At 67.9% G+C, this 14,157-nt stretch carries 14 protein-coding genes; 4 read left to right on the forward strand and 10 right to left on the reverse strand.

Annotated elements, in window-relative coordinates; genetic code table 11:
- Position 1 precedes the first annotated feature (1 nt).
- The gene (locus FKQ52_RS12460) at positions 2-1,261 is read right to left on the reverse strand and encodes a dipeptidase (protein ID WP_141627476.1); all 1,260 of its coding nucleotides are present in this window, start codon (positions 1,259-1,261) and stop codon (positions 2-4) included.
- 101 nt (positions 1,262-1,362) lie between these two features.
- Between FKQ52_RS12460 and hemF the strand changes: the two genes are divergently transcribed.
- A complete protein-coding gene (gene hemF, locus FKQ52_RS12465) occupies positions 1,363-2,238 on the forward strand; it encodes an oxygen-dependent coproporphyrinogen oxidase (RefSeq protein WP_141627477.1) in 876 nt (291 codons plus the stop codon).
- A gap of 4 nt (positions 2,239-2,242) precedes the next feature.
- Here the strand turns inward: hemF and FKQ52_RS12470 are convergent, their stop codons facing one another.
- From FKQ52_RS12470 to FKQ52_RS12480, 3 genes are read right to left on the reverse strand one after another with little or no spacing between them, the layout of a single operon-like run.
- The gene (locus FKQ52_RS12470; RefSeq protein ID WP_141627478.1) at positions 2,243-2,833 is read right to left on the reverse strand and encodes a YdcF family protein; all 591 of its coding nucleotides are present in this window, start codon (positions 2,831-2,833) and stop codon (positions 2,243-2,245) included.
- Between the two features lie 8 nt (positions 2,834-2,841).
- A complete protein-coding gene (locus tag FKQ52_RS12475; protein ID WP_141627479.1) occupies positions 2,842-5,337 on the reverse strand; it encodes an ATP-binding protein in 2,496 nt (831 codons plus the stop codon).
- 36 nt (positions 5,338-5,373) lie between these two features.
- A complete protein-coding gene (locus FKQ52_RS12480) occupies positions 5,374-6,063 on the reverse strand; it encodes a type 1 glutamine amidotransferase (RefSeq protein ID WP_141627480.1) in 690 nt (229 codons plus the stop codon).
- A gap of 130 nt (positions 6,064-6,193) precedes the next feature.
- Here FKQ52_RS12480 and FKQ52_RS12485 point away from each other — a divergent pair, with 130 nt between their 5' ends.
- Positions 6,194-6,496 carry an antibiotic biosynthesis monooxygenase gene (locus tag FKQ52_RS12485; RefSeq protein ID WP_141627481.1) on the forward strand — a complete coding sequence of 101 codons (303 nt, stop codon included), beginning with the start codon at positions 6,194-6,196 and terminating at the stop codon, positions 6,494-6,496.
- 4 nt (positions 6,497-6,500) lie between these two features.
- Here FKQ52_RS12485 and rlmJ read toward each other — a convergent pair whose 3' ends face one another.
- Positions 6,501-7,319, reverse strand: a complete 819-nt coding sequence (gene rlmJ, locus FKQ52_RS12490; protein WP_141627482.1) for a 23S rRNA (adenine(2030)-N(6))-methyltransferase RlmJ — start codon at positions 7,317-7,319, stop codon at positions 6,501-6,503.
- Between the two features lie 143 nt (positions 7,320-7,462).
- Between rlmJ and FKQ52_RS12495 the strand changes: the two genes are divergently transcribed.
- Entirely contained in the window at positions 7,463-8,452 is a 990-nt protein-coding gene (locus FKQ52_RS12495; protein ID WP_240811647.1) for a DNA topoisomerase IB, read from the forward strand.
- Between the two features lie 3 nt (positions 8,453-8,455).
- Here FKQ52_RS12495 and FKQ52_RS16545 read toward each other — a convergent pair whose 3' ends face one another.
- The 5 genes from FKQ52_RS16545 to ispH all read right to left on the reverse strand — a co-directional run bounded on the left by FKQ52_RS16545 (position 8,456) and on the right by ispH (position 13,320).
- Positions 8,456-8,752 (reverse strand): hypothetical protein, encoded by a 297-nt coding sequence (locus FKQ52_RS16545; protein WP_205750755.1) that lies wholly within the window; start codon positions 8,750-8,752, stop codon positions 8,456-8,458.
- 185 nt (positions 8,753-8,937) lie between these two features.
- Positions 8,938-9,978, reverse strand: coding sequence for an L-threonine 3-dehydrogenase (gene tdh / locus FKQ52_RS12505; RefSeq protein WP_205750969.1), 1,041 nt, complete (start codon positions 9,976-9,978; stop codon positions 8,938-8,940).
- A gap of 11 nt (positions 9,979-9,989) precedes the next feature.
- Entirely contained in the window at positions 9,990-11,180 is a 1,191-nt protein-coding gene (locus FKQ52_RS12510; protein ID WP_141627485.1) for a glycine C-acetyltransferase, read from the reverse strand.
- 40 nt (positions 11,181-11,220) lie between these two features.
- Positions 11,221-12,135 carry a DUF4232 domain-containing protein gene (locus FKQ52_RS12515; RefSeq protein WP_141627486.1) on the reverse strand — a complete coding sequence of 305 codons (915 nt, stop codon included), beginning with the start codon at positions 12,133-12,135 and terminating at the stop codon, positions 11,221-11,223.
- Positions 12,136-12,348: 213 nt separating this feature from the next.
- On the reverse strand, positions 12,349-13,320 hold the full coding sequence (gene ispH / locus FKQ52_RS12520) for a 4-hydroxy-3-methylbut-2-enyl diphosphate reductase (protein ID WP_141627487.1): 972 nt from the start codon (positions 13,318-13,320) through the stop codon (positions 12,349-12,351).
- A gap of 150 nt (positions 13,321-13,470) precedes the next feature.
- On the opposite strand from ispH, the gene FKQ52_RS12525 reads away from it, so the two are divergent.
- Positions 13,471-14,157, forward strand: coding sequence for a Tat pathway signal sequence domain protein (locus FKQ52_RS12525; protein ID WP_141627488.1), 687 nt, complete (start codon positions 13,471-13,473; stop codon positions 14,155-14,157).

Below are 14,157 nucleotides of genomic sequence, written 5' to 3' on the forward strand. Positions count from 1 at the left end.
CCTATTCCGGCGCGCCGCCATCGAAGGCCGCGAGGCTGGGACGCTCGCTCCGCTTGCTCGCCGCCACCGCCTCGACCGAGCGCATGACACGCAGGACGTTCTCCCCCGCCAGCTTGCGGATGTCGGCCTCGGTCCAGCCGTTCGCCATCAGGGCGGCGAGGATGCGGGGATAGGCATCCACGCCGTCCACTCCATCCGGCAGGGCGTCGACGCCGTCGAAGTCGCCGCCCAGACCGACATGGTCGATCCCGGCGACGTCGCGCACGTGCTGGATATGGGCCACCACGTCGGCGACGCCCGCGCGCGGAACCGGGTTGGCGGCGGTCCATGCCGCCATTCCGGCGGTGACCGCGGCCGGGTTGCCCGGGTTGAGCGACTTCAGTCGCGCGTCCTCTGCGGCGCGGGCGGCGCTCCAGGCGCGAACGGTCTCGTTGATGAAGCCCGGCACGAAGGTGACCATCACCACGCCGCCGTTCTGCGGCATCAGGCGCAGGACATTGTCAGGGACGTTGCGGGCATGCCCCGTCACAGCGCGCGCCGATGAGTGGGAGAAGATCACCGGGGCCTCGGACACGCGGATGGCGTCCAGCATGGTGTCTTCTGACACGTGGCTGAGATCGACCATCATGCCGAGGCGATTCATCTCCTTGACCACCTGCTCGCCGAAGGGAGACAGGCCACCCCACTTGGGCGCATCCGTCGCGCTGTCAGCCCAGGTCGTGGTCTTCGAGTGGGTCAGGGTCATGTAGCGGACCCCGGCCTCGTGGAACTCGCGCAGCAGGCCCAGCGAGTCGTCGATCGAGTACCCGCCCTCGATCCCCATCAGGCTGGCGATCCGGCCACGCCGATGGATGCGGACGATGTCGTCGGCGGTCGTGGCCAGCTCAAACACCTCGGGATGGGCCGCGACCATGCGGCGGACCACATCGATCTGCTCCCACGTCGCGACGGCCGCATCGGGCGGGGTCAGGCTGGCGGGCACATAGACCGACCAGAACTGGCCGCCGACGCCCCCGGCGCGCAGGCGCGGAATGTCGGTGTGCAGGTCCGTCGAGGCGTGAAGATCGTGGGTCAGATCAACCGCATAGGGGTCGCTGCCGTGCCCCTGACGCAGGGCCCAGGGCAGGTCGTTGTGGCCGTCGATCAACGGCGTCCGTTCAAGGATGCGCCGCGCCTGGACCTCGCCGGGACTGGTCTGGGCCATCGCGGGAAGCGCGACGGCGGACAGGGCGGCGGCGGCCAGAAGGACGGTGCGGAACATCGGCGAACTCTCCGGAAACGGGACCGTGACAGTGGCAGAGCGACAGCGAGGGTCAACGGCGACACTTTCGTCCGGCGCGCGGGCGGCCTAGTGAAGCCGCCATGACCGACGCCGCCGATCCCCTCGCGCAGAAGAAAGCCGCCGCCCGCCAGTGGTTCGAGACCCTGCGCGACCGCATCCACGCCGGGTTCGAGGCGCTGGAGGACGCGGCGCCTGCTGATCTTTTCACCGGCGAGCCCGGCCGCTTCGTCCGCACGTCGTGGGACCGCAAGGAAGGCGGTGGCGGCGTCATGGGCATGATGCACGGCCGCCTGTTTGAAAAGGTCGGCGTCCACGTCTCTACCGTTCACGGGACCTTCCCCGCCGACTATGCGAAGTCGGTGCCCGGCGCGGCGGAAGACCCACGCTTCTTCGCCACCGGCATCAGCCTGATCTGCCACCCGGTCAGCCCGCGCGTACCGGCGGTGCATATGAACACCCGCTTCATCGCCACGACGAAAAGCTGGTTCGGCGGCGGCGGCGATCTGACGCCCGTGCTGGACGTGGACCGCCATCAGGATGCGGCGGACACCGTCGCCTTCCACGCCGCGATGAAGGCCGCCTGCGACGCCCACGACCCGAGCTGGCATCCGAAGTTCAAGGCCTGGTGCGACGAGTATTTCTTCCTGCCCCACCGGAACGAACCGCGCGGCACCGGCGGCATCTTCTATGACCACCACGACAGCGGCGACTGGGACCGCGACTTCGCCTTCACCCGCGATGTCGGCGAGGCCTTCCTGGACGTCTATTCGCGGATCGTCTCGGGCCGGATGACCGAGGCCTGGACAGCGGATGAACGTGAGGAACAGCTGGTCCGGCGGGGCCGCTACGTCGAGTTCAACCTGCTGTACGACCGCGGGACCATGTTCGGCCTGAAGACAGGCGGCAACGTCGACTCGATCCTCAGTTCCATGCCGCCCGTGGTGAAGTGGCCGTGAGCGGCTAAAGCCCCGTCGAAAGATATTGCGCGAGGAACCAGGTCTCCCGGGCCACGAACGGCGCCTGGGTCCGCCAGGTGCGATACCGGCTGGTCCGCGTCGGCGACGGCTCGACCGTCAGTCCCAGCCGCCGCGCAATGATCGTGGACCGGCGCATATGCAGGGGATCGGAGACCAGCAGGACCGTCCGCACGCCCCGCGCCTCCAGTATAGGCAGGGAGAAACGCAGGTTCTGGATGGTGGTGCGTGATCGTGTCTCGACCGCGATGTCCGCCGCCGTAACACCGTGTGCGATCAACCAGTCGCGACCGGCTTCGCCTTCACTGAGCGCGTCTCCGGGGCCACGCCCGCCGGTGACCACGACAAGACGCACCCGCCCGGCATGATAGAGCCCGGCGGCATGACGGAGCCGTTCTTCGAACACGGGCGTCGGGGTTCTGTTCGCAACCGCGGCGCCCAGCACCATAGCCGCATCCGCAGACGCACTTGAGGTCTGGTCTGCATACCGGGTGATCGAAAGCGCCAGTCCGGCGCCCGCCACGACCACGATCAGGAACGCCACGGCCGACAGCGCGCGCCAAAGCCGCCGCAACATACCGCGCCTCAAGCCGCCTCGGCCTGTTCCTCGCCTTGCAGGGCGGCGCCGATGGCGTCGAACAGGCTGGCGAGTGTGACCGGCTTGGTCAGGTGGCCGTCGGCGCCCGCCTGACGGCCCGCCTCGACGTGTTCGGCCATGGCGTTGGCGGTCAGCATGATCAGCGGCGTGCGCGTCAGCCCCTGCTCTATCTCGACTGCGCGGATAGCGCGTGTGGCGGTCAGGCCGTCCATGACCGGCATCTGCATATCCATCAGCACCAGATCGAAGCCGCCCTCGCGGAAGGCGTCCAGCGCCTGCTGACCATCCTCGACCGCGACCATCTCTATCGCCGTCGCGGCCAGCATGATCTCGATCACCTTGCGGTTGGCGGGGTGATCGTCGGCCAGCAGGATGCGCAGCGGGGCGGCCGAGACGTCGAGCGTGTCACTGTTCGCGGCGGGTTCGACCGCCACCGCCTCGGCGGCGGGCAGTGGAATGTCGAACCAGAAGGCCGCGCCTTCGCCCGGTGCGCTTTCGCAATCCAGCGATCCGCCCATCAGATCGACAAGCGCGGTAGAGATGGCGAGGCCCAGTCCGGTGCCGCCGAAGCGGCGGGTGATCGACCCGTCGGCCTGCTGGAAGCGCACGAAGATGCGGCTCTTCTGCTCGGCATCGAAGCCCACGCCGGTGTCACTGACCCGGAACAGGGCGCGCCCGTCGCCGGTCGCCTGAACCGCGATGGAGACGGCGCCCTCGGCGGTGAACTTCAGGGCGTTGGAGACGAGGTTGTTCAGCACCTGACGCAAACGGACCGCATCGCCCTCGACGAAACCGGACAGGGCCGGATCGAAATCGACATGCAGGGCCACGCCCTTGTCCTCGGCCTTGACCCGCCACAGGGCGGCGACATCGCCGACGGTCTGCTCGAGATCAAAGGCGACGGGCTCCAGCGTCACCTGACCGGACTCGATCTTGGCGGTGTCCAGAATGTCGGACAGCAGGCGTTCGAGGGTCGCGCCGGACGAGCGGATGAGTTCGACCATCTCGTGTTCCTGCGGCTGCAGATCACGACGCGCGAGGGAGTCGGCCATGGACACCACGCCGTTCAGCGGGGTGCGGATTTCATGGCTCATGTTCGCCAGAAACTCCGACTTGGCCCGGTTGGCGTCCTCGGCCCTGCCCCGCGCCTGACGCAGGTGACCGGCCTGCCGCCACAGCCAGGCGACAGCGCCGACGGCGCACAGCATGAACAGCACGGCGATGATGGTGATCGCCAGTTGCAGCCGGGTGTTGGCCCCGGCGGTTTCCAGCTGACGACGGCGTTCGACCAGCTGCTGCTGCATGTTTCCGGTGACCTGATGGACCCCGGCGCTGAAGCTGCGGGCGGCGTCGGTTTCGCCAGTCAGCATGTGGGCGCGCAGGATGCCGAAGGCTTCCTCGGCACGTCCTTCGGCGAACAGCACCTCGGCCTCGACGTGGTCCACCTCGGACTGCTCGCCCGCGCCGACCTCGATCTGGCGCAGCTTCTGCAAGTCCCGACGAGCTGCGGCGGTCTGGCCCAGACGCGCCCGGGCGATGGCTCTCAACGGCAGGGCGTCGCGAGCGAGGAAGGCCGCATCGCCCAGATCTTCGCCATAGGGCGCCAGGCAGGCCAGCACGTCCCCAGGCGACTGCAGGGCATTCGCCACGGTGGCGCACAGGCTGGCGTCGTAGACCTTCAGCGTCTGCAGGTCGGAGCGCTGGGCCAGACGGGTATGGGCGGCGAAGTAGCGTTGGGCCCGGTCCGTCGCACCGACCGAAACCGCCATCATGGTCAGGTTGTAGAGGCTGTCGAAATCCGGGCGGGGATAGGCGGGATCAGAGTAATCGATCTCGAACTTGCGGAAGGCGTCGGCGGCGCCCTCGACATCGTTGAGGTCCTTCAAACCCATGCCCGCCACTTCCCAGATGCCCGCCCGGGCCGTGTCGGCGAAGGGATCGGCGTCAGGAATATCCGCCTCGGCGCGGGTCAGGATCTGAAGCCCCTCGCCGATCCGGGCATGGTCGATGAGCCACAGCGCGGTCAGTCGGGTGGCGTGGGCGCGCACGAACCAGTCCCGGCCCGCGGTCGACATCCGACGCATCTCGGCGGCGACGGCGCCGTCGCCCTGGTCATAGCGGACCGTCAGGGCGTTCAGGTGTGCTATGTCGATGTACCGCAGGTCATTCTGCCGACGGGCCGCCTCGGCCAAACGCCGGTTCCAGACCAGCGCGCGGTCGAACTCGCCCTGATTCAGGATCGTCCAGGTGACGTGGTAAAGCCGGTTGAGACCTTCGCGGTCATTGCGCCGCATGGCCTCGCGACCGAAATCCTCCAGCGCGGCGAAGCTGCTGGAGGCCGCCCGGCGCTCCACGAAGTCGGCCAGCCGCAGCGCATCCTCGACCCCATGGGATGCGGGGGCGTCATGCGCGCGCGCGGGCGCCGGCACGCCGATCAGGGCGATCAGAACAGCGACAACGAACGCGAACCGGGACAACGACATGCTGCTCCGTCTTCGCACACATTTCTTGAGTAAGGTTTACGGCTGGAAGAACGCCCGTATCCAATCGCTGACCAGCGCCCGGTCGTCGGGCTCCCTCAGACTTTCCAGAGCCCGATCAACCAGCGCGCCGTCGATCCGTCCCCGCCGCCCGGCGGTCAGGTCCGAAGCGAAGCCCGGGGTGAACTCCGGGTGCCCCTGGAAACTGATGGCCGCATCGCCCCACGCCAGACCTGCATAGGGCGTGAAGTCACTACGCAGCGTGACGCGCGCGTGGTTGGGAACCGCCACGACCTGATCCTGATGCGAGACCGGAATGGCCACCGTGGCAGCGGCGGGCTGCATCCACTCCGCCCCATCGGTCACCTGATAGCGGTGCAGACCGACGCCCCAGCCGCGCTCCGACTTCTCGACACGTCCGCCGAGCGCCTTCGCCATGGCCTGATGTCCGAAGCAGACGCCGACCAGCCGGGTCCGCCCGTGGGCAGCCCGGATCCATTCGAGCAAATCGCCGATCCAGGGATCGTCTTCGTACACGCCCGCCGCCGAGCCGGTGATGATCACCCCGTCGAAGCCATACGCGTCAGGCCATTCCCCGCGCTGCACGTCGAACACCGTGGTCTCGAACGCTTCGCCCAGCAGTGTCCCGAACATGGTCGGATAATCGCCGTGGGCCGGAGCCAGTTCGGGCGGCGGCGCGCCGGTCTTCAGGATGGCGATACGGGTCATGCGGCTCTCCATTGGCCCAGCGATATGGCGCGTCGGGCCTGCCGGGCAAGATCGCCGCGCGACCGGAAAGCGCACCCCTTTTTGATGTCAGGCGTACAAAGCTGAAGCAAATCCGGGTTAGAGGGCGCCCATGTCTGATGCCGATCCCGTCGTCCTGATCAACGTCTATCGCTGCGCGCCCGAAAAGCAGGCTCTGCTGATGGAGCATCTGGCGGTCATGGTCGCCGCCCAGCGCGGCGCGGAGGGGTTTGTCTCCGCCACCCTGCACAGGGGGCTGAACGGCAAGGTTGCCGCCGTTCACGCCGTCTGGCGCTCCCGCGAGGACTGGAAAGCCATGGCGCGATCACCCGAAGTGGTCGCGGCGATGGAGCCGATCATGGCCATCGCCACCTTCGAGCCACACCTCTATGAGCCCGGCGAAGTCATAGAATAGGCGGTCAGGCCATCCAGACCTCGGCCTTGGCCCCGGCGTCACCCAGCGTCGCGGCGACCCAGTCGCAGACCTGACGCGCCGCCTCCTCCGCGCCCGCGGGCGGGTTCAGGATGACCATGGCGCAGCCGTTCATCTTCATCGGATTGGTCAGGGGACGCAGACGGGCCTCGGCCACCAAGACCCGCTTGGCCCCGGCCTCATCCAGCCGGCGCAGGAAGCCGTCGAAGGTCTCCATGTCCTTCAGCGGGGTCCAGACCGCGACCATGGAGCGGGGATCGGCGCGGACGATCGCGGCGGCGGTATCGGCGGCGCGGATGTAGTCGTCCGGCCGTTCAAAGGGCGGATCGATCAGAACGAAAGCGCCCGGCGACCGCGCCGCCTCGGCGCGCGCCTGATCATAGCCGTCGCCGCCCCGCGCCGACGCCTGCGGGAAGGGGGTGAGCGCCTCGGTCAGCAACTCGAGCACCGGCGGGTTCAGCTCGAACCCGACATAGCGGTCATCGCGGTCCAGACGCCGCGCGACCAGCAGGGGCGAGCCCGGGTAAAGATTTGCCCCGCCATGCGGGTTCAACTCCTTCACCGCCCGGGCCAGCGCTTCGATAAGCGGTGGGCGCTTGTCGGCGGCCATCAGACGAACGATCCCGGCTTCGGCCTCCTTCGACCGCACAGCATCGCCGGCGAGGTCATAGACGCCGGCGCCCGCATGGGTGTCGAGCACCGTCACAGCCCCTGTGGCGCGACGGCGTTCCAGAAGCCAGAGCACCAGGGCGTGCTTGACCAGATCAGCGAAATTTCCGGCGTGGAAGCTATGACGATAGTTCATACGCCTGCCCTCCGCTTCCCTGCGCTTCGGGTCAAGAGGAACCCGCCGTTCGTGGCCCCGTTGGGATACGCCATGATCCGCCGCCCCGTCCTTTCAGACCCACAGCGCCCGGCGTTGATACGCGACGACGCGGAGGCCCCGGCGTGACGGACATCGCGGTTCCAGAGGGTCTGACATGGTGTTCCGACGAGAACACCGGCCTGTCCCGCAGAAAGTCGGGGCTCGGCTTTCGCTATCTGGACCAGAGCGGAAAGACGATCCGCGACCCGAAGATGTTAGCCCGCATTCGGGCGCTCGCGATCCCCCCGGCCTGGACCGACGTGTGGATCTGCCCCCGCGCCAATGGCCACATTCAGGCGACAGGGCGGGATGCCCGAGGTCGCAAGCAGTACCGCTACCACTCCGACTGGAGCCGTCACGCAGCGGAGAGCAAGTTTGATCGCCTGCCCGCCTTCGCGCGAAAGCTGCCGAAGTTGAGGGCGCGGGTTGAGGCCGATCTGGCGAAACGGGGCGTGACCCGGGACAAGGTGCTGGCAACGGCTGTGCGCCTGCTGGAGCTCACCCTGATCCGGGTCGGCAATGCCCAGTACGCCCGTCAGAACCGCTCATATGGTCTGACCACCCTGAACAAACGTCATCTGGAGATGGATGGAGCGGCCCTGACCTTCGCGTTCAAGGGCAAGAGCGGGGTGGAGCATGAGGTCAGGGTTCGAGACCGGCGGCTGGCGGCTGTGGTGCGGTCAATCCGCGACCTGCCCGGCCAACAGTTGTTCAAATACCGGGATGCGGAGGGCCATCTGTGCGCGATCACTTCGGACGATGTGAACGCCTATATCCGCGAGGCCGTGGGCGAACAGTTCTCGGCCAAGGACTTCCGAACCTGGGCCGGGACGGTTTCGGCGGCAAGGGCGCTGCGGGACACCGAGCCGCCGACCTCGCCGACGGATGCCAGGCGCAAGGTCACCGTCTGCGTGAAGGCGGTGGCCGGTCTGCTGGGCAATACGCCCACCGTCTGCCGGTCGTCCTATGTCCACCCCCGCGTCTTCGAGATGTTCGAAGCCGGCGAACTGAACGCCCTGCCCGGCCCCGAGGCCAAGGGGTTCGAGACAGCCCTCATCCGGTTCCTGCGCTGACAGTCAGGCGGTTTCCCAGTAACCGCGGCTGCGGGCGCTTATCGGCGCGCCCTTGGCCTCCACCTTGGCGAAGATGGTGGCGCGGAAGCCGTCGGCGGCCTGATCACTGCGCAGCCGCCGCAGGGAGCGAATAATCCGGGTGATGCGCAGATGGTTATGATCCTCGGCTTTGAGCCAGTGATCGTGGCGCATGTAGAAGAGGCGAAGCCGGTCCGTCGCCGCCGCGAGGGTGATCTGGGCCATGCCCGACCGGGCGATGGCCGCGACCTCGTCTTCCGAAAGCACCGGAGAGCCCGGCACGGCCGACGACGGCTCGGTCAGCGGGAAGACCCACTGGATGAAGTCGTGGCTTTGCTCAATGCCCGCGTCGTCGAGCCCGAGTATCTCGAAGATGGTGCGCCCGTGCGCATCGGTCCCCGCCCCCTCAAGGAAGGCGAGGACGGGAAAAGACGCCTCGGTCAGGACCGCCCCCTCAGTTCACGCCCTCAGGCGCTCTTGTCCCAGTTGAGAACGACCTTGCCGGACTGACCCGAGCGCATGGCCTCGAATCCCTCACGGTAGTTCTCGAACGACATCTGGTGCGTGATCAGGGGCTGGAGGTCCAGACCCGCCTTCAGCAGGCCCAGCATCTTGCGCCAGGTCGTAAACATCTCGCGGCCATAGACGCCCTTGATGGTCAGAGCCTTGAGGATGATCTGGCCCCAGTCGGTCTCCATCGGCTTCGACGGAATGCCCAGCAGAGCCATGCCGCCGCCCATGATGAGGGTGTCGACGCACTGCTTGAAGGCGATGGGGGAGCCGGACATTTCCAGCGCCACGTCGAAGCCGACCTTCAGGCCCAGCTCGTGCATGACGTCCTTCAGGTCTTCCTTGGTGGTGTTCACCGTGCGGACACCGGGGGCGACCTTCTGGGCCAGGTCCAGACGGAAGTCGTTGATGTCGGTCAGCACGACGGTGCGCGCGCCGGCGTGGCGGGCGACGGCGGCGGCCATCATGCCGATGGGGCCTGCGCCGGTGACCAGAACGTCCTCGCCCAGCAGATCGAACTGCTGCGCCGTGTGCACGGCGTTGCCGAACGGATCGAGGATCGAGCCGATCTCATAGGGCACGTCGTCCGGCAGCTCGATCACGTTGAAGGCCGGGGCCACGACGAACTCGGCGAAGGCGCCCTGACGGTTCACGCCGATGCCGCGGGTGTCCGGGTCGAGATGGAAGTGGCCGGCGCGGGCCGCTTCGGAGTTCAGGTCGATGACGTGGCCTTCAGCCGAGACGCGCTGGCCGACCTTCAGGCGGCGATCCACGTCCTTGCCGATGGCGACAATCTCGCCGGCGAACTCGTGGCCGGTGATCATCGGAACGGGGACGTTCTTCTGCGACCACTCATCCCAGTTCCAGATGTGGATGTCGGTGCCGCAAACGGCGGTGCGCTTGACCTTGATCAGCACGTCCTCGTCGCCCGGCGTCGGGATCGGCGCGTCGATCAGCTCAAGGCCGATCTCGGGTTTCGTCTTGGCCAGGGCCTTCATGGTGTCGGTCATCAGATCACTCCCAATTCCTTGCCGGCCGTCGTGAACGCCGCGACCACTTGATCAATCTGTTCGAAGGTGTGCGCCGCCGACATCTGGGTGCGGATGCGGGCCTGGCCGCGCGGAACCACCGGGAACGAAAAGCCGATGACGTAGACGCCCAGCTCCAGCAGGCGGGCGGCCATGTCCTGGGCCAGCTTGGCGTCGCCCAGCATCACAGGGATGATCGGGTGTTCGCCCGGCTGCAGGGTGAAGCCCGCCTCGGTCATCGCCTTGCGATAGCGCGCGGCGTTGGCGAACAGCTGTTCGCGTAGCTTGTCGCCCTCCTCGCCGGCGGCGATGCGGATGGCCTCCAGCGAAGAGCCGCAGACGGCGGGGCTGAGGGCGTTGGAAAACAGGTAGGGCCGGGCGCGCTGCTTGAGCAGGGCCACGACATTCGACTTCGCGCAGATGAAGCCGCCCATGGCGCCGCCCAGCGCCTTGCCGAAGGTGCCGGTGACGAAGTCGACCTCGACATCGTTCCAGGCGAAGGAGCCGCGTCCCTGCGGGCCGAGGAAGCCGGTGGCGTGGCAGTCATCGACCATGATCAGGGCGTTGTACTGGTCGGCCAGCGCCCGGATGTCCTTCAGCTTCGCGATATAGCCGTCCATGGAGAAGGCGCCGTCGGTGGCGATGATGATCTCTTTCGCGCCGTCGGCGCGCGCCTGCTTCAGCTGGGCCTCCAGATCGGCCATGTCCGAGGTTGCGAAGCGGTAGCGCCTGGCCTTGCACAGGCGCACGCCGTCGATAATCGAGGCGTGGTTCAGGCTGTCGGAGATGATCGCGTCGTCGGCGCCGAACAGGGGCTCGAAGATGCCGCCGTTGGCGTCGAAGGCGGCGGCGAACAGGATGGTGTCCTCAAAGCCGAGGTAGTCGGCGATGGCCCGCTCCAGCTCCTTGTGGATTTCCAGCGTGCCGCAGATGAAGCGGACCGAGGCGGTGCCGGCGCCCCACTTCTCCTGCGCGCGGATGCCCGCCTGCGTCACCCGCTCATCCCCGGCCAGGCCGAGGTAGTTGTTGGCGCAGAAGTTCAGGACATCGCGCCCGGCGACCTTGATGACCGGCCCCTGTCGGGAGGCGATCACGCGCTCGGGCTTGGTCAGCCCCTGGGCGTCGATGTCGGCGAGTTCCGCGGAGACGCGGTCATAGAAGGTCGCTGTCATGCGCGCTCCGCTACGCCGAATCCGCGCACTATTGAACCCCCTAAACGGTGGGCTCCGGCGCGGGCGTGCCCTCGGGGACCAGAGGACGGATCGGGCTGACCCGCACGCGACCGCCGCAGGGAGCGAAGGCGAGGTCCAGCGAGGCCGCCGAGGTGTCGCCCGGCGCGGTGACCCGGATTCGGGCCACGTTCGGACAGCTGGTCTGGCCCTGCGCCTCGTTCGGCACGACGTTCCACGCCAGTTCAAAGGCCGCCCTGGCCTGCGGAGCCAGCACGACGGGCGCGGGCGCCTGACCGGCGCTGAAGTAGCTGCCGGGGCTCTGCTCGCTGCGAATGGCGGTCAGGTTGCGGCCCTGACGATCCTGCAGGACCACGCCCGGATAGCCGGTCAGGCTGCAGGCCGTGCCGCCGATGTTCTGGACGCCGATATTGGTGACGCGATTGCCCGCCCCGGCGTCGCCGCCCTCGTTGGACAGCTTCAACTGGGGCCCCCGGCAGGGCGCGGCGGCGGGAAGAACGCCGCCCGGCGCGGGCTCCGGCGTCGGCACGGGCCCGGTCACCATCGGACCGGGAGACGGACGGCTGCACCGCTCCAGCACCGCGGCGCCGACTTCCTCGTTCGGTCCCAGACGGCTGAGGGTCGCGCTCTCCGTCCCGTCGCGGTTTGCGGTCCACCATTCGACACCCGCGCCGACATAGCGGGCGCCGGACGCCGCCTGCACGGAACGCAGCACATAGGTCTGGCCCTTGTAAGCGAGCTGGGCGGAGGCGGCGTCGGGATAGATGACGTTGACCGGCTGGCCGCTTTCGCAGGCGTAGCTGACCGGGGGTGTGGTCTGCGCGGTCGCGGCGGGCGCGCCGGTCACCGGCGCGGGCGGCGATTCGGCTTCCTGCGTACAGGCCGAGACGGTCAGGGACAGAACGGAGACGACGGAGACGGCGGCGGTCAGACGCATGAGGTTCCCTTTCCCGATCGGAGGGTTAACGCCAACGAACGGCAAAGGCTCCGCTTGTGCAAACCGGTCTAAGCTCGACCGACCCCTCCACCATGCTTCGCCTCCGGCTCGCACGGTCCCCCTCCCCAGCTTCGCTGGAGAGGTGAGTGTTCGCGTTCACCTCTCCACGGAGTGGGGAGGTGGCTCGACGGCGAAGCCGGAGAGACGGAGGGGTCAGGTCGTCAGAACACGCGGCAGCTTGAAGGTCACGGTCTCGCGGGCGCCGTCATCCTCAACCACATCGGCGTCGAAGCGGTCGCGGACGGCCTGAACCAGATCCTCGATCAGGCGCTCGGGCGCCGAGGCTCCGGCGGTGATGCCCAGCGTCGACACGCCGTCCAGCCAGCTCCAGTCGACATGGCCCGCGTCATCCACCAGGCGGGCGTCCTTCGCCCCCGCCTTGATCGCCACCTCAACCAGCCGGACCGAGTTGGATGAGTTCCTGGACCCCACCACCAGAACCAGATCGCACCCCTCGCCGAGGCGTTTGACGGCCTCCTGACGGTTGGTGGTGGCGTAGCAGATGTCTTCCTTGTGAGGATCGGGCAGTTCGGGGAACCGGCGCTTGAGCGCGCCGAGGATTTCGGCGGTGTCATCCACGGACAGGGTCGTCTGGGTGGCGTAGGCCAAGGGGGCGTCGCCGGGACGCTGGAACGCCTCGGCGTCCTCAACCGTCTCGATCAGGCTGATGGCTCCGGCCGGAAGCTGGCCCATGGTGCCGACCACCTCCGGGTGGCCCGCATGGCCGATCAGAATGATGTGGCGACCGGCGGCGTGATGGCGCTCGGCCTCGACGTGGACCTTCGACACCAGCGGGCAGGTGGCGTCGAGATACAGCATCTCCCGCGACCGCGCGGTTTCCGGCACGGACTTGGGCACGCCGTGGGCGGAAAAGACCACCGGCCGGTCATCCGGGCAGGCGTCCAGTTCCTTGACGAAGACCGCGCCCATCTCGCGCAGCCGCTCGACCACATGCCGGTTGTGCACGATCTCGTGGCGGACATAGACCGGCGCGCCGTACTTCTCGATGGCGCGTTCGACGATCTGGATGGCGCGATCCACCCCCGCGCAGAAGCCACGCGGGGTGGCCAGACGGACGGTCAGCGGACGCTTTTCGGCCGGTCGGATCGGCTGGTGCACGGTCATGGGCGGGAACCTAGTCGCTCGGACCGCTCGCCGCCACCGTCGTTTCCGTGCGCGGCGGGTTTGCCGCGCCTCTGTTTAGCCGCTATCAGCGGCAAGCGTGCGGACGGCGTCGGGCTGTCGCCGCCTCCTCGTGATCTGGAAGAGCATTTGATGCGTCGCGTCCTGAAGGTTTCCCTGGCCTCGGCTCTTGTCGCCGCCACCGTGTCGAGCATTGCTCCCGCCGCCGTCGCGCAGACGTCGTCGCGACCCGGCGGTCCGCAGCAACAGCAACGCCCGGAAGCCGGCGAGCAACAGACCGGCGCCCGCCGCGCCCGCATCGCCCCGCTGCGCCGTCGTTCGGCCGCGGGCCCTTGCCCCTATGTGAAGGTGCTTTACGACGCCGCCCGCTATGTCGAGATGACAGGGGACCGCGTCTCCGCCGCCAATGTCGCCTACACCGGTGAAATCGAGGGTCTGGTCGCCGACTGCACCTATGACAGCGACTCGCCCATCACGGTTCAGACCCGCGTGCTGTTCAACCTGGGTCGGGGGCCGCAGGCGCAGGGCGCCGGTCGCACCTATCGTTACTGGATCGCCGTGACCGAGCGGAACACCGCCGTGCTGGACAAGGTCTATTTCGACCTGCCGGCGAACTTCGAGAACGGCCAGAACGTCACCAGCGTCAGCCAGGACAACACCATCGTGATCCCGCGCGCCTCGGCGAGCACCAGCGGCGATCACTTCGAGATTCTGGTCGGCTTCGACGTGACGCCGGAGATGGCCGAGTTCAACCGCTCGGGCAGCCGCTTCCGCATCACGGCAGGCACCCCTGAACCGACCGCAGCTCCGGCCCAGTAG

It is taken from the genome of Brevundimonas sp. M20, assembly GCF_006547065.1.
GTDB lineage: Bacteria > Pseudomonadota > Alphaproteobacteria > Caulobacterales > Caulobacteraceae > Brevundimonas.